Genomic DNA, 22,748 nt, shown 5'->3' on the forward strand with positions numbered 1-22,748 from the left:
ATAAAAACTATGAAGGAAGTGATTTTAGTATGGAAACGCTCGAATTGGCACGAATACAGTTCGCATCAACAACGATTTTCCATTACTTTTTTGTTCCGCTGTCAATTGGTTTAGCTTTTATTATTGCAATAATGCAAACGTTGTATGTGGTAAAAGGACAAGAAGTATATAAGAAGATGGCGAAGTTTTGGACGCAATTATTCCTTATTAACTTTGCAGTAGGTGTAGTAACAGGTATTTTACAAGAATTTCAGTTTGGTATGAACTGGTCCACATATTCACGTTTCGTAGGTGATGTATTTGGTCCATCACTTGCAATTGAAGGATTACTAGCATTTTTCATTGAGTCTACATTTTTAGGTTTATGGGTATTCGGTGAAGATAAACTACCGAAGCGAATTCACTTACTATGTATTTGGCTCCTTTCAATTGGAACAATGTTATCAGCGTTTTGGATTTTAACTGCAAGTGCATTTATGCAGTCACCTGTAGGGTATGAAATGGCAGCAGATGGCCGAGCGCAAATGAATGACTTTTTAGCGATTATTCAAAATCCACAATTATGGGTACAGTTCCCGCATACAATTACAGCGGCAATTGCAACAGGTGCATTCTTTATTGCGGGTGTAAGTGCATGGAAAATTACAAAAGGACAAGAAACTGTAGTATTTAAAAAATCGTTCCGAATTTCTATCATTGTTGGAACGATTACAACAGCGCTTGTATTGTTCTTCGGTCATGCACAAGCACAACAATTAATTAAGACACATCCAATGAAAATGGCTGCAGCTGAAGCGCTATGGAATACGAGTGAGGATCCAGCGCCATTTACAGTATTTGCGAAAATTGATACAGAGAAGAAAGAAAATTCATTTGAAATTCAAATCCCTTATATGCTAAGTCTATTGTCGTATGATAAGTTTAGCGGTCAAGTTGAAGGGATGAATCAAATTCAAAAACAATATGAAGAAAAATACGGACCTGGAGATTATATTCCTCCAGTGCATACGATGTTTTGGAGTTTTAGAGCAATGGTAATGAGTGGAACATTCATGTTACTTCTAGGAGCTTACGGATGGTTCTTATCAAGAAAAGATCGTTTAGCTGAAAAAACGTGGTATTTAAAAGTAATGGTGTATGCAATTTCTCTTCCGTTCATCGGTAATACAGTAGGATGGATTATGACTGAAATGGGTCGTCAGCCTTGGGTAGTATTTGGTGTAATGAAAACAGAAGATGCTGTATCACCCAATGTAACATTCGGTGAAGTATTATTCTCACTTATTTCATTCACATCAATGTATTTAATTATGGGTGGAATTTGTGTGTACTTATTTGTTCGTACTATTAAGGGACATACGAATAAGAAAACGAAAAAGGATTATCAAAGCCATGATCCATTTGATAAGGAGGAAGAGTATGTTATCTCTTAATGAGTTGTGGTTTTTAGTTATTGCAATCTTATTTGTTGGATTCTTCGTACTGGAAGGTTTCGATTTTGGTGTAGGAATGGTTTCAAGGTTTTTAGGAAAGAATGATTTTGAAAAACGAGTTTACTTGAATACAATAGGACCGTTCTGGCACGCGAATGAAGTATGGCTTGTTTGTGCTGGTGGCGCTATGTTTGCGGCATTTCCGCACTGGTATGCAACTTTATTTAGTGGTTTTTATGTTCCCTTTGTATTTATGCTACTTGCTTTAATTTTAAGAGGTGTTTCCTTTAAATTCCGGGCGAAAATAGATAATCATAAATGGAAGAGTGCATGGGATTGGGGTATGTTTATTGGAAGTATGCTACCTCCGATCCTTTGGGGAGTTGCGATTGCAAACTTTATGGTAGGTGTACCTATCGATGAGAGTAAAAATGTTGTAGGTGGATTCTTGCAATTACTTCATCCATTTGCGTTACTTGGAGGAGTAATGTTCCTTCTGCTATGTATTGTTCATGGACTACAATTCCTTACAATACGTACAACGGGTAAATTGAGAGAACGTGCACGAATTGCTGCAATAAAAATTGCACCATTTTCATTAATAACACTTCTTATTTTTACTGGTATAGGGTTATGGAAAACCGATATTTTCACTGCCCATGGTACAGAATGGATTATGGTACCAATTGGAGCTTTTGTAGCACTATTAGCGTCCACTTTATTAAATAAAAGAAGAAGAGATGGTTGGGCTTTCTTTATGACGAGTTTAACAATCATTTTACTAAGTGCGAGTGTATTTATCGGTATGTTCCCACGTGTTATGATTAGCTCTTTAGGAGCAATGAATGATTTGACAATTTACAACGCAGCATCAGGAGCTTATGCATTAAAACTTATGACTTACTTTGCGATTGCTATTTTGCCTTTCGTTATCGGAAGTCAAATATGGAGTTATTATGTATTTAGACAACCTGTTAAGTCAGACAATGATTTGGAGTACTAATGAAAAGAAAAAGAGGACTTCCGTCTTATCCCGGTAGCCGTATGTTATATGTAGCGTTAACGATTATTAGTATTTTAGAAGCTTTTAGTATTATTGCGCAAACAGTGTTTTTAGCGAGAGCTATTACGTTTTTATTTAATGGAGAAACAGTGCAATCTGTGTTGAATGAAACTGTTTATTTTGGGGTCATGTTTGCAGCGCGCCACATGTTGGTTCGAATATCACAAATTTTAGTGGAACGTTTCGCTGAAAAAACAGGATCGTTGCTAAGAAAGCAATTAATAGAGGCATATTTCACGTTAGGACCAAGATATGTTCAAACTGTCGGAACAGGTCATCTGGTTACCTTATCGATTGAAGGGATTGAAAAATTTAAAACATATATTGAATTGACAATCCCTAAAATGATTAGAAGTAGTATCGTTCCGGGATTAATTGTACTATATGTTTTTACGCTGGATATTAAGTCTGGAATTATTTTAGTTGTAACGATTCCTATTGTAATCATATTTATGATTCTTTTAGGATTAGCAGCGCAGAAAATGGCTGATAGTCAATATGAAACATATCGTGTACTTTCTAATCATTTTGTAGATACGTTAAAAGGGTTAGAAACATTAAAGTATTTAGGGAAAAGTAAACAGCACGAAGGAAAGATTGAAAAGGTTAGTAAAAGATATAGAAAAGCAACGATGCGTACTTTGCGAGTTGCTTTTCTTTCTTCTTTTGCATTAGATTTCTTTACAAGTTTATCAATTGCGTTTGTGGCAGTAGGTTTAGGAATTCGTTTAATAGACGGAACGATTCTTTTATTGCCTGCTCTTACAATATTAATTTTAGCTCCGGAATATTTTCTACCGATTAAGCAAGTTGGAGCGAATTATCATGCTACATTAGATGGCCAACTTGCGATGGAACAAATAGAGGGAATTCTACAGCAACAAAAAGAAATAGAAAAGAAAGATTCAAATGTAGATATAGTATGGAATTCTTCAAGTAGCTTGAAATTACAAGATGTAAAAGTAAATAACGATGAATCTAAAAAGGCTATATTAGAGGGAATTGACTTTGCTTGGCAAGGTAACGGTGCTATAGGCATTATTGGTGAAAGTGGGGCAGGGAAATCAACGTTAATCGATGTGTTAGCAGGATTTCTCTCTCCGTCCGGTGGGAAAGTGTTAGTAAATGGTGTGGGAATTGACGGATCTACTCGTGAAGATTGGCAAAAAAATATTGCTTATATTCCACAGCAACCATATATTTTCCCACTTTCATTAAAAGATAATATTTGTTTCTACGAGACAAATACAACGGATGAAGAAATGAAGAAAGTTATTCATGATGTAGGGCTTAGCTCACTCATTGCATCCCTTCCAAATGGGATGGATGAAAGAATTGGAGAAGGTGGACGTATGCTTAGTGGCGGACAAGAACAACGTGTCGCTATGGCGCGTGCACTTTTAAGTAAAAAACCAATCATTTTATTAGATGAACCTACGGCGCATCTTGATATTGAAACTGAATTTGAAATAAAGCAATCGATGTTACGTCTGTTTGAAGGTAAGTTAGTATTTCTTGCAACACATCGTCTGCATTGGATGAAACAAATGGATCATATTTTTATTTTAAATAAAGGGAAAATTAAAGAAAGTGGAACGTATGAAGAACTGTTAAAGAAAGAGACATTACATTTTCATAGGGAAGAGAGGGGAGAGAAATGAGTAACTGGATTAAACCTTATATACAGCAAAATAAAGGTAGAATGACTTTAACTATTTTCCTTGGGCTTCTTGGAGTTAGTTCAGGTGCGATGTTACTTTTTATTTCAGGTTATTTAATCTCTAAATCTGCTCTTAGACCAGAAAATGTAATGGCTGTATATGTTCCGATTGTTGCAACACGTGCGTTTAGTATAGGGCAAGCTGTTTTCCATTATATAGAGCGTTTAGTGGGACATGATGTCGTACTACGCATATTAGAACGAATGAGAACGAAACTATACAGAATAGTAGAACCACAGGCGTTATTTTTCCGTTCGCGATTTCAAACGGGTGATGTGTTAGGCGTACTATCCGAAGATATAGAGCATTTACAAAACCTATATTTACGTACAATATTCCCTAGTATATTAGCACTAGTTGTATATAGCATTTTCGTACTTGTTATCGGTACATTTGACTTCGTATTTGCACTGATTGCTGGTTGTATGTTAGCTATTATCGTTTTTCTTCTTCCATTCGTATCATTACTATTGATGAGGCGACATCATGTTACTTTAAAGCAGGGAAGAAGCCGTTTGTATCAACAACTAACAGACGCAGTCTTTGGATTATCGGATTGGCAGGCAAGTGGTCGAAAAGATGAATTTATTAATGAGTATGTAGAGCAAAATGATCGATTGTTAAAAACAGAGAAGAGATTGAAACGCTGGTATCATATTCGAGACAGTCTCATTCATTTAGTAGTAGGTATTGTAGTTATTTCAATGATTATATGGACTGGGAATGAAGCGGCAAGTGAACAGATTGCACCTACAGTTATCGCGGCCTTCGTATTAATGACTTTATCTGTAACGAATGCGCTTATTCCGATTTCAGATGCCATCGATCGAATCCCATCTTATGTAGAATCTGCTCATCGTCTGAATCGTGTAGAAAGTGATAGTGTTTTACATGATGAAATGGATTTGCATGAAGATAAGGATTACGGTGCACCAAAACATGTAGATATTGAACTGAATCATATATCGTATAGTTATCCAGATAGTAACGAGACTGTATTAAAAGATATATCGTTACAAATAAAAGCAGGAAAGAAAATTGCCATTTTAGGTAGAAGTGGGACAGGGAAATCTACTTTACTAAAATTGTTAACAGGGGCGTTAAGTCCGGTACATGGCCAAGTTTTATTGAATGGTGAACAAGCCCATACGAATCTTTTATCCAAATATATTTCCGTATTAAATCAAAAACCGCATTTGTTCGATACGACAATTGGAAACAATGTGCGAATCGGTAAACCAGAGGCTAATGATGAAGAGATATGGAATGCTTTAGAGAAAGCACAATTAGCTTTGCATATCGCTTCTCTTCCAGATGGATTACAAACAAAAATGCATGAAATGGGGAAGAGATTTTCTGGTGGAGAAAGACAAAGGGTTGCTTTTGCTAGAACGCTTATGCAAGAAGCGCCGATTATTGTACTTGATGAACCTACTATCGGGTTAGATCCAAAGACAGAGTTATCTTTAATAGAAACAATGTTTTCTGCAACGGAAGAAAATACAGTCATTTGGATTACGCATCATCTTGTAGGAATTGAACATGTAGATGAAGTTATATTCCTTGATCGTGGTCAAATTGTAATGCAAGGAAGTCATGAGCAATTACTTAAAGAAAATGAGAGATATCGTATGCTTTATGAGCTAGATAAAGGAATATAATTTGATTAAGTACTTATCGTAAAAATAGCTGCACCTTATGGTGTAGCTATTTTTTGTTAAGAAATATATATTCATTTCAACGTATAGATTTATTTGGCTCAATACTGCTTTAGGATGGTAATCATTATGAATGGAAAGCTGTAAATCAAATGTCTGTATTATTGAATGTGTATATATAGGAGTGAAAAGTAGGATATTTTGTTACGCGCTTGCATAAAAGTATAAAGGTTCCATACGGTTTTAGTCATGTGATTTTGTGTCGCGTATATAAATAATATGCGAAAAGGTGGAGGAATAAGATGAGAGGTCATTTTGAAAAAAGTAAAGAGGCGATAGATCGAATGCCATTGGTGAGTGTATTAATTCCTACTTATAATCGTCCTCACTACTTTGAAAAAGCATTATGTAGTGTGTTAGAACAAACATATCCTAACATAGAAATTATTATTGGAGATGATAGTACGAATGACGAAACAGAAAAGGTATTACAAAAATATTTGTGTAAGTATTCAAATATTAATTATATAAAAAATAGCTCAACTCTAGGGCAATTTGAAAATGCACTTATGTTATGTAATGAGGCGAACGGCGAGTATATTAATTTTTTAATGGATGATGATATATTTCATGTTAATAAAATTGAAAAAATGATGAAATATTATGTCAATGATTTAAATCATGAAATTAAGCTCGTAACATCCCATCGCCAAGTAATTGATGATGAAGGGAACGAATTAAGACATATTTATTCAACAGTACGTCTATTTGAAAATGACACAATAGTAGATGGGGTGGAATTAGCAAATAGGGTAATTGTAAATCAAAAGAATTATATAGGAGAACCTACAACGGTATTATTTCGTAAAAATGATTTGAAAGAACCGTATGGTATGTTTGATAAAAGGAGGTATCTATGCAACGTAGATATCGCCTCATGGTTATCCTTATTAAGTAAAGGAAAAGCAGTATATATAGCGGAGACACTTAGTTACTTCCGATTACATCCAGGTCAACAGTTAAATGAATCTAATAAACTTATGGATGGATTAGAAGATTTTTCACATAGTATTATAGTTGGAGAAAAATATGGTTTTTTAGCTAATGAAACAGAGTTAGACAAAGCAATAACTAATTTTCTAGACTATGCAAGAAGAATAGTTCCATCATCACTATTATATACATTAGATTTTTATCAACAAATTAAGCTAAAGAAAATTAATATAGAAAAGAAAAAACAATATATGAATTATAACTCTCATTTACCGAAAGTTAGCATACTTATTCCTGCCTACAATAAACCTCATTATTTGGAATTAGCTCTCAAAAGTGCTTTGAATCAAAAATATGAAAATATTGAAATAATAATTTCTGACGACAGTACGAACGTTGAAGTTCACGCGATGATCCAACCATATTTACGTGAATATGAATGCATTACATATGTTAAAAGTGAAACCCCATTAGAAGCTGAGAACTTTAATAAATGTATAGAACTTGCAACTGGAGAGTATATAAACTTTTTATTAGATGATGACTTATTTCATCCTGAAAAGATTAAAAGAATGATGAATTGTTTTTTTAGAATAGAAAACATTTCGTTTGTGACATCATATCGGGAACTAATTGATGAGAATGGAGAGGTTTTACCACCATCAACATTGAATATGAAAATTGCCAAAGAAACTACACTTTTTGAAGGGAAAGAATTAGGGAATTATATGTTAAAAAACTTGAAAAATGTAGTTGGTGAACCTACAACAGTTCTGTTTAATCGGAAGTTTTTTGGAGGGGAGTTTGGTTGTTTTAAGGGGAAAGCTTATTCTGCTATTCATGACATTGCAACATGGCTCGATATGATGAAGAAAGGTAGAGTCGTTTATATACAGGAACCTCTTAGTTATTTTAGACAGTATAGTGGACGAAATCAAAAGGAAAAGCAGTTTATATTCATGACAATTGAGGAATGGATTGAATTAATAATAGATGCATATAATAGTGGATTTTTAAATGATGAGCAAGATTATAAAGAGTGCTTGACTTATTGTTTGGAAAATGCGGTGTTCATAATGAAAGATGCAGTAAGAGGTGGGCAAGTAAATGAAATTGATAATGGAAAGATAGAGAAGGCACTAAATAAGGTAGTTACTCGTATATTTGAGAAAGAAGTATGTTATTGTCAATATTGCAATCAACAATTTGCAAAATTTTCCCCTTGGCCAGCACATTACGATTTTCCAAAATATAAATTCGAGATGTGGAATAAAGATACGGGGATTTGTCCGGTATGTGATTCGATGGATCGTGAAAGGTTATATCGTGTTTATATTGAAATGGAAACTGATTTATTAAGTGGAAATGATACTGTACTTCATATTGCACCGGAAGCAAAGGTAAGAGGATGGTTTAGTCAGTATAAAAACATTACATATGTATGTGGAGATATTGAACCGAAGGATCCGTTAATGAAAGAAATAGATGTTACAAGAATTGTATATGAAAATAACACATTTGATGTGATTTTATGTAACCATGTATTAGAACGCGTTTTCGATGATGAAAAAGCGATGCGAGAGTTATATAGAATATTAAAGCCAAATGGATGGGGAATTATTCAAGTGCCAATCGTAATGAATGTAGATTCTATTATAGAGAATGAATTAATTGTAACACCGAAATTAAGAAAATTAGCTTTTGGTCATGAAGATCATGTAAGAATTTATAATCAATCAGGATTTATTCAACGATTAATGAATGCAGGATTTAAGGTGGAACTGTATAACATAGCTGAAAAACAAGGAATGAAAAGCGCTAAGAAATTTGGGTTATCTGAAACAGATATGCTCTATATTGTCCGAAAATGATAGGCAAGAGATGTGTATTGAGGGGAAGTGATATCCCCCATCTACAGGGGGGAAGGACCTTTAAAACAACGTTTTGAAGAAGCGTTCATTCTTTAAAAAAAGAATGAATGCTTCTTATTTTAATTATAGAGCAGCGTGTATCGTATTTTTAGGTTTTAAATTTAGTTGACCAAGGCAATACTGAGCCATAGTGAATGTAAAGTTGGAGGGCGAGTGTATATGTTTGATGAGGATGGGATTGTTTTAATTATGGAACCAGCTGATGAAAGAAACTTGAGGAGATTTATTTTTACAGTGCCAAAGTCAGTTTATGAAAAGAAGGGGCTGTCATTACACTATGGAACAGCTATAGGACAAGGATATATGGATATAATTGAAGATATTATTAGCGTACATATAGAAATTGATGTTGTAACAATAATAGGGCATGTAAGTGGGTAAATTGCTATTTGAAAAAAGGTTATAAGCAATTAAGCTAGAAGTTATGAAGGGAAGCTTACAGACAATTATAAAGACGAAGGGAGTCTAAAATGAAAATAAAATCAACTTTATTAGTATTGATAGTTTCAATTGGTTTAATAGGTTGTTCGATAGTAGAGGAAGGAAAGAACTCATTAGATTATGCTCAAAAGGCAACAGACTATGTGAATGAAATAAGCGCATTTGCAAATGAAGCTCCAGCGTTAGCGGAAAAGGCTGTTAATGATAAAGAAGCCCGAAAAGAATTGGAAGCGAAGCTAAATGAAATTAAACAAGATATACCAGCTTTTAATGAATTAACACCACCAGATGTTGCGAAGGATCTTCACCAACAAATCGTCGGATATAATGAAAAGTTAAATACATTAATTGATACGTCTATGAAGAAGGTAGAGGAAGGGAAAATTGATGTAGAGCAATTTAAAAACTCTGAGCTTATGCAGACGATGGATCAAGTGCGAGATTTGAAAGATAAGATACAAAATTTAGGTCAATAATGAAAAGCTCCGTTTTTCATAAACGGAGCTTTTCATTGTTTTCTAACGGTAAGTTCATTATATTTTCTTCCTATAATATAAGTGTGCTTAGACCGTCCATTTTTCTAAAATATGTATCGTTTTATTGGTCGCATCCAACTTAATTGGAATACCTATGGGCATAGTGATCATTGGATGCGTATGACAACAATCAAAGTCAGCTAGAAAAGGGATTCTTTGATTTTGTAGTACTTCTAATAGTATTTCGTAAGGTTTTCGATTCGTACCGCAATCATCAAATTGCTCATGTTTTCCAAGAATGATACCAGAGACTTTATCAAATACTCCGTTAAGTTTAAGTAAGGAAAAGCTTCTTTCAATAGTAGCTGCATCTTTTGAGCTATCTTCAATAAATAGAATATCACCTTCTTGAATAGGTGGCATATAAGGACTACCCCAAATTCCTTGTATTGTATTTAAGTTCCCGCCAATCATACGCCCAGTAGCTTGTCCATTCGTTACAGAAATCCAATTATTTGGTCTAAGTTCTTTTTCTTTCATTTTTTCTTCCCAATTAATAAATTCATCTGACCAAAATAACGGTTGCTTTATATTGTAAGGAAGAGGTTGATCGTTTAGTAATGTTTCTGAAAAATATTTGTATGTGTCATCTACAAAAGGCTCAAATTCTCCAAAAGAAGGAACGAGTGCAGGACCGTAAAATGTAGGAGTTCCTGTTTTTGCATAAATTCCTAGTAATAAAGCTGATACGTCTGAATATCCAATCATTATTTTAGGGTTATTTCGAAAAGTATCATAATCGATATAAGGTAATAATGAATTGGAATTCATCCCACCAATTGTTGACATGATACAAGAAATATTTGGATTTCTTATCAAATCATTTAGTTCATCAGCACGCTCTTGTATGCTGCCAGAACGATAATAATCATATTGATTTGTAAGTGAACCTTCCAATATATGAAACCCTTTCTGTTTTAAGTAAGATTTTGCTCGTTCAAACCTTTTTGGGGAAGTGTAGGTTGCTGGTGAAGAGGGCGAATAAATCCCAATAGTATCGCCGTATTTTAATGGTTTTGGAAGTATCATTTGTATGAATCCTTTCTATTAAATAGTTTGTTTATGAATTTATCATTGAATATTCTTATATTTCAGTATTCATAGTGTAACATAAATAGATTGAAATAATAATTGTTGTATATGAATAAATATACTTTTTACCTTGACGATATGCAGGAATTGTTGTTATGGTTGACTGTGAGTGTATAAAAGGTTTGCTAAAGGAGTTTTGAAATGAATCGGTTGAAATGGGGAAGAGTAACAATCCTATTAGTCATTATTTTAGGGATATGTTGGTTCTTATTCCAAGGAACTCAAAAGAGTACAACAAATGTAGAGGGACCACCTTTACAAGTGGCAGAGCTACCTAAAACTGGGTTAACTGAAAAAGTAGTTCCGTCAAAGTACATCCCACCAAAAGTTGATGCAAAAGCAGCTATGATTATCGATGCGAGTAATGGAGATGTTATTTATCAACATAACGAAAATGAAGCTTTTGCGCCAGCTAGTATGTCTAAGATGATGACAGCGTACCTTTTATTAGAGAGTGTACATAATGGGAAAGTTCGCTGGGAAGATCCGGTGAAAATGAGTGAGAAAGCAGCGCAAACAGAGGGTGCGAGAATCCCAGTCCAAGTGAATGACACATTGACTGTGAAAGACTTGTACCATGCATTAATGATTGAATCGGCAAATAATTCGGCGGTGGCGTTAGCAGAACATATGGCAAAGACGGAGAAAGATTTCGTTCAACTTATGAATGCAAAAGCGAAACAGTTAGAAATGTCGGAACATGCTAAATTCGCAAATGCATCAGGGCTACAAGAGCCTGATGGAAGTGAGACTAAGATGACAGCTGCCGATGTAGCAAAACTGGCGTATCATCTTATAAAAGATTATCCGGAGATATTAGAAGTGACTCACTTACGTCAAAGTCAGTTAGCATTTAATAATATTAATGTTATCAGTACAAATGACATGCTAAACAAAAATAATAAAAGTTTATATATAGAAGGAATAGACGGATTAAAAACAGGATTTACAGATAGTGCAGGGTACTGTTTTACAGGTACTGCAAAACAAGGAGATACTCGAATTATTACAGTAGTCATGGGGACTTCCAGTAAAACAAAACGTTTTACAGAGACGAATAAGTTAATGTCATATACATTTGGATTAGTTAATTAAGTAAAATGCTAAGTTAGAACATTACATGAGGAAGGCAGTTTATTGTTACTTATTTTTAGTAACGATAAACTGCTTTTTTATTTAAAACACGGGAAGTAAAAAGGTAAAAAATGTGAGAGTTATTATTTGAGTTTATCAATGTTTGTTGATAGTATAAAGTTATAAACTTATTAATAATAAGTTTGAAGGGGCGTTGTATGATGTATACATATGAAATAGCCTCAATTGAAAATTGGAGGGAATTATGATGGCAAAAGATTTTTACTCAGCAATTGAAGACAGAAGATCTATTTATGCAATTAGTAAAGAGCAAGTAGTTTCTGATGAGAAAATTCAAGAAGTGATTTATCATGCTGTAAAACATACACCTTCAGCTTTTAATTCTCAAAGTGCTCGTGTTGTTGTTTTGTTAGGAGAACAACATGATAAATTATGGGATCTTACGAAAGAAACATTACGGAAAATTGTACCTGAAAATAACTTTGCACCTACAGAAGAAAAAATGAATGCATTTAAAAGTGGTTATGGAACGGTTTTATACTTTGAAGACAGTGAAGTAGTGGAAGGGCTTCAAGAAAAATTTGCACTATATAAAGAGAACTTTCCAACTTGGTCACAGCAATCCTCAGGGATGTTACAATTTGCAATTTGGACAGCTTTAGAAATTGAAGGATTTGGTGCTACATTGCAACATTATAATCCATTAATTGATGAAAAAGTAAGAAAAGAATGGGATGTTCCAGAAAACTGGAAACTCACTGCGCAAATGCCATTTGGTAAACCAGTAGTACTTGCTGGCGAAAAAGAGTTCCAACCATTAGAAAATCGTGTGAAAATTTATAAATAAGGTAGAAATTATAAAAGGTGAACAGAGATACGACCTGTTCACCTTTTATTATCCCGCATTAACGGCCCGCAAACGCCCGATTGGTGAAGGATAATAATTAGTGGGAGATGCAAAAAATCCTTACTACTTATAAAGTTTCACTTTATAAGTAGTAAGGATTTTTTTGTTGGCAATTTTTCATCTGATTTTTCAATTCTTTTTTACGTGTTTCAATAGTTGATATTTTTTGTAATGTTATAAATGAAACGAACTGAATAGAGGCGTAGTATAATTCTATATTTTTGTTTATGTGATCGTCTATTATGTTTTTCACAAATGCACCTCCTTGTTCATTACTAGTAAGACTACAATTTGGAATGGTGGAAGTCGGCAGTCCTTGCACATCTCTTTGTTGATAAGAGTTTCATATTATATGATTATATAAATAATAACGGAAATATTTCAAAAATTCCATAGTTAGTAAAAAAATAAATAGTCAATGGAGTGTGTATTTTCTTTAACATAGAATGAGGTTTTGAGAACTAAATCTTACAATTCGTCAAATTATTTAAAAAACATAGATCGTATAGGAAATTAGTTTTCTGAAAATATTATACTATTGATTAATTAAGTAATTTTTGCCATGATAAGAGTACGCTTCATGTAATTCATTTTATCAAGAAAACACATAGTTTGTTTTGTATTCGTTAATAAATTTTTTTATTGGATAGAAAATAAGTATTCTATATTGAGATAATGAATGGAATGTCGAATTTTCATGCGATACATAAGAAATTTGAAGAAAATCGTTGCAAAATTACTATGTTTAATGATAAAGTTCACATGAAGTTCACACGGAATTCACTTCATGCATTTAAAATGAAATACGTGTGAAAAATAAAACTCTTGTTAAAAAATGGAACTTGATGAATATTTTACTTTGATAATATTGTAAAGTATTAAGTTTATATGTTTTTTTAAGAGGATAGTAGGGAAAGGAAGTAAAGACAACTTATGAAAAAAGTAATTGCAGGTTTAGCAGCAGCTTCAGTAGCAGGTGTTGCAGTTCCAGGTATGGATTCTGCTCATGCACAAGTTTCGAACGAAGCGCTAAAAGAAATTAATGGACAAACTCAAACACAAACTCAAACGACTGTAACTGAAACAAAAAAAGTAGAAACAACTTCTGAATTAAAATACACAGTAACTGCTGATGTATTAAATGTTCGTTCAGGTGCTGGTACAGGACATAACGTTATTTCTAAAGTAAAACAAGGTCAAGTACTACAAGTAATTGGACAAGAAAACGGTTGGTTCAAAGTAAGTGTAAACGGCCAAACAGGTTATGTAAGTGGTGACTTCGTAACAACTGGTGGTAACAAAGGAACAACTGTTCAACAAGGAACAGGTACTTACACAGTAAACGTTTCTTCACTTAACGTACGTACAGGCCCAAGTACTTCTCATACAGTATTAGGTTCTGTAAATAAAGGGAAAACAGTACAAGTTGTAGGTGAAGTACAAGATTGGTTTAAAATCAACTTCAACGGTGGAACTGGATACGTAAGCAAAGACTTCGTAACAAAAGGTGGTTCTGCTGTATCTAACGAAACACAAAAACCAACTACAAACAACAACAATACTACTACAGTCCAAACTGGTGGTTCTTATGTTGTTAACACTGGTGCTTTAAAAGTACGTACAGGCCCAGCTACATACAATGCTGTAATTGGTGGGGTAACAAACGGTAAAGTATTAAACGTTACTGGCGCAGAAAATGGTTGGTACAAGATTAACCATAATGGCCGCACAGGTTACGTAAGTGCAGACTATGTTAAGTTTGTAAAAGGTGGAGTGACTGGTGGTAACCAAGGTTCTAACCAAGGTTCTAACCAAGTACAAAAACCAACAGCACCTACAGGTGGAGATACGTCTTCAATCGCTGGATTCGCTAGATCTTTAAATGGTTCACCATACAGAACTGCTGGTACAACACCTGCTGGTTTTGACTGCAGTGGATTCATTCACTACGTATTAAATCAAACTGGTCATAAAGGCGCTCGTCAAACAGTTGCTGGATACTGGAGCTCTAAAACAAAAACTAGTAATCCACAACCAGGTGATTTAGTATACTTCCAAAATACTTATAAATCAGGTCCTTCTCACATGGGTGTTTACTTAGGAAACGGTCAGTTCATTAGTGCAGAAACTGATGCAACTGGTGTACGTATTAGTTCTGTAAGCAACTCTTACTGGAGCAAGCACATTTTAGGTTACACAAAAGCATACTAAGAAAAAGTATTTTATACTTTTCGTATAGAGAAAAGGCTTTCCAAGGAAACTTGGGAAGCCTTTTTATAGTTGAATAAATTGGAAGTTTAGTAGTTTTTATTTTAACTTTCCATTTAAAAATCGATCATATAAGTCATGAAAATAGTTAGGACGAAATAAGTTTGCAGCATGTCCTGCTAAAGGTATTTCCTTATATAGAACGTTTGGCAGAATAGATTTTAAATCAAATAGGCAAGATTTATAGAGATGATCTTGTTCACCCATTACCCATAATATAGGGTGGGGAAGTGATTTTAATTTAGATTTTAAATCGAATTCTAACCGGTGTCGTAATGATTGGGCAATTATGGATGAATGTAATTGTAATCCGAAACGGTAGTAAATATTTCTTGAAATGACTGCGAACGGATTCGCTTTTAATATGCCGCTTGGAAAAATAGTATTTGCGTATTGAGAGAGCCATTTAGAGTATTCGTCTCCTCGCTTCTCCCAAAATTTTTGAAATACGTTATATAAAAGGGATGGATTATTATAATGTCCACCAATATGACAAATGCTTAATACCTTTTCCGGGTGCATTTGTGCAAAAATAGTGGAGATATAACAGCCATAGCTTAAAGCGCAAATATGAGCCTCTGTAATACCTTCTTTTTCATATAATTTCAATAATTGATCTACGAGGCGCTGTAATGAAAATTCAATAGCTTCTCCTTTATCGTCGCCGTGACCTAATAAGTCATAAGTTATAATGTTGTAGGAGGCAGAAAATCGTTTATGCTCTTTTTTGAAGGCACGACGATTGCCAACTAAGCCGTGAATAAAAATGATTGTTTCCTTTTCAGAATGTATATTTGTTTGCAAAAAGGATACTCCTTTCAATAACTGGAGATTTATATAGTATTTTAAATTAGTTATCTATAATTCACATACAATAATATTAAGTACCAGGTAATAATATCAGATGTTTATATCTGTTGTAAAGATGAGTTTTTATGTATATTTTGTAAAAATAGAAAAAGTGTGTTTACATTCAGTTTACATTTGTACTGTATTCTAGTTTTAGAAAGAGCAGTTTGGCTTAACACGAGGAGATGAACAGGAATGGAAGTTAGAAATGAAATGAAGAAAAAAGGAAGTTGGAGGCAGTTTTTACGCCTTATTCGAGATACAAATCCTCCGAAAGGGATTCTTGTTTTTGCATTGTTAATGAGTTTGCTTTCTACAGGAGCGAGTTTATTTATTCCGATGTTAACAAAAGGATTAGTAGATAATTTTTCGCTTTCGTCAATTAGTACAGGACAAATTGTTGGGCTAGTTGCCTTCTTTGTCATGCAAACCATTGCTGCAGGATTGTCTATTTATTTACTAAATTATATTGGGCAGAAGATTGTAGCTGGACTGAGAGAACGTTTGTGGAAAAAGGTGCTTGTTTTACCAGTATCTTATTATGATCAAAATAGAACAGGCGATACGATTAGCCGTATGACAAATGATACAGGTGTTGTGAAAACATTAATTTCTGAGCACTTGTCAAATTTATTAACAGGCGGTATTTCAATTGTTGGATCATTAATTGTATTATTTGTTTTAGATTGGAAAATGACAGCTTTACTCTTAACGGTTATTCCGTTGTCTGTATTAATTTTAGTTCCTCTTGGACGAAAAATGTATAAGATTTCAAAAGCGCTTCAAGATGAAACAGCATCTTTTACAAGTGTGTTAACACAGGTGTTATCAGAAATTCGTTTAGTGAAATCTTCAAATACAGAAAAAAGAGAATATGAGACAGGTAATACAGGGATACAAAAGTTATTGCAATTTGGTTTAAAAGAAGGAAAAGTGCAAGCATTAATTTCACCAGTTATGTCGTTTGTTTTAATGGCACTGCTTGTTATTATCGTAGGCTATGGTGGAATGCGAGTTTCTAGTGGTGCATTAACAACAGGTGAACTTGTAGCATTTATTTTATATTTAGTTCAAATTATTATGCCAATGAGCCAGTTATCTATGTTCTTTACACAATTCCAAAAGGCAATTGGTGCAACGGAAAGAATTCATGCGATTTTAGAATATGAAGTAGAAGATCATGAAACTGGTGTGAAGGTTTCGAATGCTAAGCAGTCGATAGTTCTTGAAAATGTACATTTTGAGTATAACGAAGATGAGAAAGTATTGAACAATATTGATTTCACAATTGAATCTGGAAAAGTAACAGCGATTGTAGGTCCAAGTGGTAGCGGAAAAACAACTTTATTTTCATTATTAGAACGTTTTTATGAGCCAACTGGTGGTGCTATTAAATTAGGAAAAGAATCAATTACGAGCTATTCATTGCAGTCATGGCGACGTCAAATTGGTTATGTATCACAAGATAGTCCGTTAATCGATGGAACGATTCGTGATAATATTTGTTACGGTGTTGAGGGCGAAGTGACGGATGCAGAAATTGAAAAAGTAGCAGCTATGGCATATGTTGATGCATTTATTCATGATTTACCAAATGGATATGCAACAGAAGTTGGAGAGCGCGGTGTGAAGCTTTCTGGAGGACAAAGACAGCGAATTGCGATTGCCCGAGCATTACTTCGAAATCCGCAAATTCTTATGTTAGATGAAGCAACTTCAAGTCTAGATAGTAAATCCGAGTCTGTCGTTCAAAAGGCATTAAATAACTTAATGAAAGGCAGAACAACTTTAGTTATTGCACATAGGCTTTCTACGGTTGTAGATGCGGATAAAATTATCTTTATTGAAAAAGGGAACCTTACAGGAAGCGGTACGCACGATGAATTATTACGTACACATGACATGTATCGTGAGTTTGCAACGCAACAATTGAAAATTAAAGAGGGTGCATTATAAAATGAATAATCAGTGGAGGTTGTACTCCGCTGATTATTCATTTTAAAAAATATAAAAGATGCTTAGTAGAAAGGAAATGGTTCCTTTGATACCTAAAATTTTAATAGTAGACGACGATCCACATATTAGAGAACTCGTTTCTGTTTTTTTAGAGCGGGAAGGCTTTCAAACATATGAGGCAATTGATGGCATAGATGCACTTAGGAAAATGGACGAAGTAAAAGTCGATATGGTTATTCTTGATATCATGATGCCAAATATGGATGGATTTGATGTATGTTTTGAATTAAGAAAATACTATGATATCCCGGTTCTGATGCTAACTGCCAAAGGAGAAACATCACAAAAAGTAAAAGGATTTCACCTTGGGACAGATGATTATCTCGTAAAACCATTTGATCCTATAGAATTAGTAGTGAGAGTAAAGGCGTTACTGAAACGTTACCAAATTACAGTATCGCAATCGATTCAAGTTGGAAATGTACTGTTAAACCGTAAAACGTTTGAAGTGACACTGGGGGAACAAACGGTTACGTTACCGCTAAAAGAATTCGAGTTACTTTTTACATTAGGATCTAAGGCGGGAAGAACTTGTTCGAGAGAGCAATTAATTGAAGAAATATGGGGATATGATTTTGAAGGGAATGAACGTACACTAGACGTTCATATTAATCGGTTACGTGAGAAGTTTCAAGAAGAGAAGTCGAAATTTAGTATTAAAACAATAAGAGGATTAGGGTATCGCTTAGAGGTAAGTAAATGAGAAAAAGAAAACGAATGAGTAAGTTGAAGATGCTGAAAGTATTTGGAGCGGTATTAGCTCTCTTTACTTTTCTTACTATCATTTGGTCTATCGCATTTTATGTAGCAACTAGTTTATTGAATGCTTTTGACGTAAATGTATCGCCGTTTGTTGCCTTTCTAATTAGTGATATGGTCGGTTTTGTATTTATTATTCTTATTTGGACATTAATTGGAATATTAATGAGGCCAAAACGAGAGGCAATGATTTGGACTATTATTGAACCGATACAAAAAATTGCAAAAGGAGACTTCTCCGTAAAAATACGAAATGAAGAAAAGTATGATGGAGAAATTGGCGTGCTCGTAAAAAGTATAAATGATATGACAGATGAACTGAATACGATGGAGAAAATGAGACAAGAGTTTGTATCAAATGTTTCTCATGAAATACAGTCACCATTAACTTCTATAAAAGGATTTGCTAGAGCACTACAAGATGATAATCTTTCTGAGGAAAAAAGAAAGCATTATCTTACCATTATTGAAACTGAAACAACGAGATTATCTAAACTAAGTCAAAACTTATTGAAGCTAACTCTTTTAGAATCCGAAGAGTATACACCAGAAAGAGTGAGCTATCGATTAGATCAACAGTTAAAGCAAATTGTATTAAATAGTGAACCACTCTGGGCTGAAAAAGAAATTGAATTAGATCTTGATTTAGAGAAAGTCCATGTAACTGCAGACCAAGAAAGTATGAGTCAAGTGTGGATTAATTTAATTCATAATAGCATTAAATTTACTCCAAGCGGTGGTACGATCACTATTCAGTTAAAGGAACATGAGACAGTAGTGGAAGTGCGTATCTGTGATTCAGGAATTGGTATATCAGAAGAACAGAAACAACATATTTTTGAGCGTTTTTATAAAGCGGATTCTTCACGAAATCGTGCCTATGGAGGAAGTGGCTTAGGTTTAGCTATTGTAAAAAAAGTACTTGATCTTCATGAAGGAGAAATAAAAGTCGAGAGTGAGGAAGGAAATGGTACAGAATTTATTGTGTGTATTCCTAAATATGAAGAAAAGTAGTGTTAGGTGGAAAGATTTCTAACACTATTCTTCTTTAAAAAGGCATATATAGCTACTATGGTTACCTATAAGTAACCTACGCACATGAAAGTGCATCATTGCCTTTTTACATAAACATAGATACACTTTTAATATGATAAACAACAGAGAAGATTAAGGAGTGTTATACTTGGCAGAATTATTACAAGGTAAAAATGCTTTAATTACAGGAGCAGGTAGAGGTATTGGTCGTGCTGTAGCGATCGCATTAGCGAAAGAAGGCGTAAATGTAGGTCTTTTAGCTCGTTCAGAAGAAAACTTAAAAGCTGTAGCGAAAGAAGTGGAAGCAGAAGGCGTAAAAGCTGTTATTGCGACTGCTGATGTATCTTCGTATGAAGAGGTAACGACTGCAATTGAAACGTTAAAAAACGGTTTAGGGTCTATCGATATTTTAATTAATAACGCTGGTATTTCTAAATTTGGTAAGTTTTTAGAATTAGACGTTGCTGATTGGGAAAAAATCATTCAAGTAAACTTAATGGGTGTATACTATGCAACTCGTGCCGCTTTACCAAGCATGATTGAACAACAATCTGGTGATATTATTAATATTTCATCTACAGCAGGACAAAAAGGCGCGCCTGTAACAAGTGCATATAGTGCTTCTAAATTTGGTGTTCTTGGCTTAACAGAATCGTTAGCGATGGAAGTTCGTAAACATAACATTCGTGTAACGGCTTTAACTCCAAGTACAGTAGCAACTGATATGGCTGTAGATTTAGGGTTAACTGATGGAAATCCTGATAAAGTAATGCAAGCAGAAGATATTGCAGAGTTTATCGTAGCACAGCTGAAATTAAATAAACGTACATTTATTAAATCAGCAGGACTTTGGTCTACTAATCCGTAAGGGCTACATGTATTAACAAAGAAGGGACATCTATTCTGTAATGGAGTAGGTGTTCCTTCTTTATTTTTTGTATATAAAACGGAATTTTCGGTATAATCAAGTGTGAATGGTAGAAAAGCATAAAAAAACTTTAAGGGGATGGTATATACATGAGTACGATTGAGAAATGGTCGGCTGTTGATCAATATATGAGTGATGTATTAATACCGAAAGATTCTACATTAGAAAGGGTCCTTCAAGCAAACGCTGCAGCTAATTTACCGGCACATGATGTATCGCCAACGCAAGGGAAGTTTTTGCAACTATTAGTACAAATTCAAGGAGCTCGAAACATTTTGGAAATTGGTACTCTAGGCGGATATAGCACGATATGGATTGCAAGGGGCTTACCATCTGGAGGACAAGTTGTTACATTGGAAGCAAATGAAAAACATGCAGAAATTGCACGTAGCAATATTGAACGTGCTAATTTGAATGATAAAATTGAAATACGAACAGGATTAGCGTTAGATTCTTTACAACAAATAAAAAATGAGCAGTATGAACCTTTTGATTTTATCCCGCATTAACGGGCAGTAAGACTCCCACCTCAAAGGTAGGCTAGAGCAAAGAAGTTAGGTGGGAGATCAACTGCCCGTAAACGCCCGATTGGTTCAACTAATAATCAGTGGGGATGAACACCCCCCACTAATTAAAGTTTCACTTTATTTTCATAGATGCTGATAAACAAAATAACCCTGCTTATTTTGAATGGGCACTAAAACTATCACGACCGGGTACTGTAATTATTGGTGATAACGTAGTACGTGAAGGAGAAGTTATTGACAATACTAGTAGCGATCCTCGTGTACAAGGAATACGCCGTTTCTATGAATTAATAGCTGCTGAGCCACGTGTTAGTGCTACAGCGCTTCAAACTGTAGGAAGTAAGGGATACGATGGGTTTGTGATGGCAGTTGTAAAAGAGTGATATAAGGAGGAAAAAGGGATGAAAAAGAAGTTTCAAAAATTATAACATGTATCGTGTATAACGAGATTAGCTCGTGGACCTCCAGTATACATAACGCTATATTATATATTAAAAAATTGGAGGCTATAAGTAGATGAGAACTGAAAAAGAAATGCTAGACTTAATTATAAATACAGCAAAAGAGGATGAAAGAATTCGAGCTGTCATCATGAATGGATCGCGTGTAAATCCAAATGTGAAAAAAGATTGTTTTCAAGATTATGATATTATGTATGTTGTGAATGATATACAATCTTTTATATCTAATCATAATTGGATTCGTAGATTTGGAGAAATAATGATTGTACAAATGCCGGAAGAAATGTCATTAATTCCAGCAGATGAAGACGGGAAGTTTCCGTATTTAATGCAGTTCATGGATGGGAATCGGATTGATTTAACACTAGTTCCAGTTGAGTTAATAAAAAAGTTCGTTGGAAAAGATAGTTTAAGTAAACTGCTTCTTGATAAAGATAATTGTCTGGGAGAATTCCCACCAGCAAGCGATAAAGATTACTTAGTAAAAAAGCCTAAGGAAAAAGAGTTTTTAGATTGCTGTAATGAATTTTGGTGGTGCAGTACAAATGTAGGAAAAGGGTTATGGCGCGAGGAGCTTACTTATGCGAAAGGAATGCTTGAAGGCCCAATGCGAGATATGTTAGTTGTAATGCTAGAGTGGCATATTGGTATGAAAACAAAGTTTACAGCTAATGCTGGGAAGTTTGGGAAGTATTTCGAACAATATGTTGAAAAAGATGTCTGGGAGCAGTTTAAAAGGACATTTTCAAATGCAGAGTATGAAAATATTTGGGATTCATTTTTCATAATGGGTAATTTATTTAGGGAAGTTGCGAACGAAATTGCTAACACTTATGAATATCAATATCCGCAAGATGATGATGACAAAGTGACGAGCTATTTAAAGCATGTAAGAAAATTACCGAAAGATAGTAAAGTAATTTATTAAGTATATAAATCAGTAAGACTGTCCTAATTACGGACAGTCTTATTTTTGTTCAGGAATCAGAATTTCTCTAACAAAGTACAGATGAAACACATATGAAATTTTAGGGA

At 34.2% G+C, this 22,748-nt stretch carries 18 protein-coding genes and 2 pseudogenes; 17 read left to right on the plus strand and 3 right to left on the minus strand.

Annotated elements, in window-relative coordinates; genetic code table 11:
* The first annotated feature begins 29 nt into the window (after nucleotides 1–29).
* The 7 genes from cydA to F0362_RS09775 all read left to right on the plus strand — a co-directional run bounded on the left by cydA (nucleotide 30) and on the right by F0362_RS09775 (nucleotide 9,716).
* Complete coding sequence (gene cydA / locus F0362_RS09745; protein WP_000448866.1) at nucleotides 30–1,433, plus strand: cytochrome ubiquinol oxidase subunit I; 1,404 nt, start codon at nucleotides 30–32, stop codon at nucleotides 1,431–1,433.
* Nucleotides 1,420–2,436 carry a cytochrome d ubiquinol oxidase subunit II gene (gene cydB, locus F0362_RS09750; protein ID WP_000950092.1) on the plus strand — a complete coding sequence of 339 codons (1,017 nt, stop codon included), beginning with the start codon at nucleotides 1,420–1,422 and terminating at the stop codon, nucleotides 2,434–2,436. Before cydA ends, cydB begins: the two co-directional genes overlap by 14 nt.
* Complete coding sequence (gene cydD, locus F0362_RS09755; RefSeq protein ID WP_000824052.1) at nucleotides 2,436–4,157, plus strand: thiol reductant ABC exporter subunit CydD; 1,722 nt, start codon at nucleotides 2,436–2,438, stop codon at nucleotides 4,155–4,157. The genes cydB and cydD overlap by 1 nt, the downstream gene beginning before the upstream one ends.
* Nucleotides 4,154–5,878, plus strand: coding sequence for a thiol reductant ABC exporter subunit CydC (cydC, locus tag F0362_RS09760; protein ID WP_000073464.1), 1,725 nt, complete (start codon nucleotides 4,154–4,156; stop codon nucleotides 5,876–5,878). Before cydD ends, cydC begins: the two co-directional genes overlap by 4 nt.
* 299 nt (nucleotides 5,879–6,177) lie before the next feature.
* Complete coding sequence (locus F0362_RS09765) at nucleotides 6,178–8,739, plus strand: glycosyltransferase (RefSeq protein ID WP_001214021.1); 2,562 nt, start codon at nucleotides 6,178–6,180, stop codon at nucleotides 8,737–8,739.
* Nucleotides 8,740–8,958: 219 nt separating this feature from the next.
* Nucleotides 8,959–9,180, plus strand: a complete 222-nt coding sequence (locus F0362_RS09770; protein WP_000459109.1) for a hypothetical protein — start codon at nucleotides 8,959–8,961, stop codon at nucleotides 9,178–9,180.
* An 89-nt stretch (nucleotides 9,181–9,269) separates the two neighbouring features.
* Entirely contained in the window at nucleotides 9,270–9,716 is a 447-nt protein-coding gene (locus tag F0362_RS09775; RefSeq protein WP_000695299.1) for a DUF6376 family protein, read from the plus strand.
* An 87-nt stretch (nucleotides 9,717–9,803) separates the two neighbouring features.
* Here F0362_RS09775 and F0362_RS09780 read toward each other — a convergent pair whose 3' ends face one another.
* Nucleotides 9,804–10,805, minus strand: a complete 1,002-nt coding sequence (locus F0362_RS09780; protein ID WP_000602822.1) for a S66 family peptidase — start codon at nucleotides 10,803–10,805, stop codon at nucleotides 9,804–9,806.
* Nucleotides 10,806–11,009: 204 nt separating this feature from the next.
* Between F0362_RS09780 and F0362_RS09785 the strand changes: the two genes are divergently transcribed.
* Together F0362_RS09785 and F0362_RS09790 are read left to right on the plus strand one after the other, a co-directional pair.
* Nucleotides 11,010–11,963 (plus strand): D-alanyl-D-alanine carboxypeptidase family protein, encoded by a 954-nt coding sequence (locus F0362_RS09785; protein ID WP_001080885.1) that lies wholly within the window; start codon nucleotides 11,010–11,012, stop codon nucleotides 11,961–11,963.
* Between the two features lie 244 nt (nucleotides 11,964–12,207).
* The gene (locus F0362_RS09790; RefSeq protein ID WP_002093783.1) at nucleotides 12,208–12,810 is read left to right on the plus strand and encodes a nitroreductase family protein; all 603 of its coding nucleotides are present in this window, start codon (nucleotides 12,208–12,210) and stop codon (nucleotides 12,808–12,810) included.
* 142 nt (nucleotides 12,811–12,952) lie between these two features.
* On the opposite strand, the gene F0362_RS09795 is transcribed toward F0362_RS09790, so the two are convergent.
* Nucleotides 12,953–13,123, minus strand: coding sequence for a hypothetical protein (locus F0362_RS09795; RefSeq protein ID WP_000789336.1), 171 nt, complete (start codon nucleotides 13,121–13,123; stop codon nucleotides 12,953–12,955).
* 680 nt (nucleotides 13,124–13,803) lie between these two features.
* Between F0362_RS09795 and entFM the strand changes: the two genes are divergently transcribed.
* A complete protein-coding gene (gene entFM / locus F0362_RS09800) occupies nucleotides 13,804–15,081 on the plus strand; it encodes an enterotoxin EntFM (protein ID WP_000755505.1) in 1,278 nt (425 codons plus the stop codon).
* Between the two features lie 96 nt (nucleotides 15,082–15,177).
* Here entFM and F0362_RS09805 read toward each other — a convergent pair whose 3' ends face one another.
* A complete protein-coding gene (locus F0362_RS09805; RefSeq protein ID WP_001194291.1) occupies nucleotides 15,178–15,942 on the minus strand; it encodes an alpha/beta fold hydrolase in 765 nt (254 codons plus the stop codon).
* A gap of 240 nt (nucleotides 15,943–16,182) precedes the next feature.
* On the opposite strand from F0362_RS09805, the gene F0362_RS09810 reads away from it, so the two are divergent.
* From F0362_RS09810 to F0362_RS09840, 7 genes and pseudogenes are all read left to right on the plus strand, one after another.
* Nucleotides 16,183–17,943, plus strand: a complete 1,761-nt coding sequence (locus F0362_RS09810) for an ABC transporter ATP-binding protein (RefSeq protein ID WP_000453894.1) — start codon at nucleotides 16,183–16,185, stop codon at nucleotides 17,941–17,943.
* 85 nt (nucleotides 17,944–18,028) lie between these two features.
* Nucleotides 18,029–18,706, plus strand: coding sequence for an envelope stress response regulator transcription factor HitR (gene hitR, locus F0362_RS09815; protein WP_000612405.1), 678 nt, complete (start codon nucleotides 18,029–18,031; stop codon nucleotides 18,704–18,706).
* A complete protein-coding gene (hitS, locus tag F0362_RS09820; protein ID WP_001231633.1) occupies nucleotides 18,703–19,776 on the plus strand; it encodes an envelope stress sensor histidine kinase HitS in 1,074 nt (357 codons plus the stop codon). Before hitR ends, hitS begins: the two co-directional genes overlap by 4 nt.
* A 169-nt stretch (nucleotides 19,777–19,945) precedes the next feature.
* Nucleotides 19,946–20,665, plus strand: a complete 720-nt coding sequence (locus F0362_RS09825; protein ID WP_000818985.1) for a 3-ketoacyl-ACP reductase — start codon at nucleotides 19,946–19,948, stop codon at nucleotides 20,663–20,665.
* Nucleotides 20,666–20,814: 149 nt separating this feature from the next.
* Nucleotides 20,815–21,225: pseudogene (locus F0362_RS09830) on the plus strand (O-methyltransferase); the annotation flags it as partial.
* Nucleotides 21,226–21,368: 143 nt separating this feature from the next.
* A pseudogene (locus tag F0362_RS09835) lies at nucleotides 21,369–21,635 on the plus strand (O-methyltransferase); the annotation flags it as partial.
* Nucleotides 21,636–21,768: 133 nt separating this feature from the next.
* Entirely contained in the window at nucleotides 21,769–22,641 is an 873-nt protein-coding gene (locus F0362_RS09840) for an aminoglycoside 6-adenylyltransferase (RefSeq protein ID WP_001258518.1), read from the plus strand.
* Nucleotides 22,642–22,748 lie beyond the last annotated feature (107 nt).

The sequence above is a fragment of the Bacillus sp. BS98 genome (assembly GCF_008432245.1).
Classification (GTDB): domain Bacteria; phylum Bacillota; class Bacilli; order Bacillales; family Bacillaceae_G; genus Bacillus_A; species Bacillus_A toyonensis.

Coding starts and splice junctions, on each gene's coding strand:
- cydA (WP_000448866.1), top strand. CDS start 30: ATGGAAACGCTCGAATTGGCACGAATACAGTTCGCATCAACAACGATT.
- cydB (WP_000950092.1), top strand. CDS start 1,420: ATGTTATCTCTTAATGAGTTGTGGTTTTTAGTTATTGCAATCTTATTT.
- cydD (WP_000824052.1), top strand. CDS start 2,436: ATGAAAAGAAAAAGAGGACTTCCGTCTTATCCCGGTAGCCGTATGTTA.
- cydC (WP_000073464.1), top strand. CDS start 4,154: ATGAGTAACTGGATTAAACCTTATATACAGCAAAATAAAGGTAGAATG.
- F0362_RS09765 (WP_001214021.1), top strand. CDS start 6,178: ATGAGAGGTCATTTTGAAAAAAGTAAAGAGGCGATAGATCGAATGCCA.
- F0362_RS09770 (WP_000459109.1), top strand. CDS start 8,959: ATGTTTGATGAGGATGGGATTGTTTTAATTATGGAACCAGCTGATGAA.
- F0362_RS09775 (WP_000695299.1), top strand. CDS start 9,270: ATGAAAATAAAATCAACTTTATTAGTATTGATAGTTTCAATTGGTTTA.
- F0362_RS09780 (WP_000602822.1), bottom strand. CDS start 10,805: ATGATACTTCCAAAACCATTAAAATACGGCGATACTATTGGGATTTAT.
- F0362_RS09785 (WP_001080885.1), top strand. CDS start 11,010: ATGAATCGGTTGAAATGGGGAAGAGTAACAATCCTATTAGTCATTATT.
- F0362_RS09790 (WP_002093783.1), top strand. CDS start 12,208: ATGATGGCAAAAGATTTTTACTCAGCAATTGAAGACAGAAGATCTATT.
- entFM (WP_000755505.1), top strand. CDS start 13,804: ATGAAAAAAGTAATTGCAGGTTTAGCAGCAGCTTCAGTAGCAGGTGTT.
- F0362_RS09810 (WP_000453894.1), top strand. CDS start 16,183: ATGGAAGTTAGAAATGAAATGAAGAAAAAAGGAAGTTGGAGGCAGTTT.
- hitS (WP_001231633.1), top strand. CDS start 18,703: ATGAGAAAAAGAAAACGAATGAGTAAGTTGAAGATGCTGAAAGTATTT.
- F0362_RS09840 (WP_001258518.1), top strand. CDS start 21,769: ATGAGAACTGAAAAAGAAATGCTAGACTTAATTATAAATACAGCAAAA.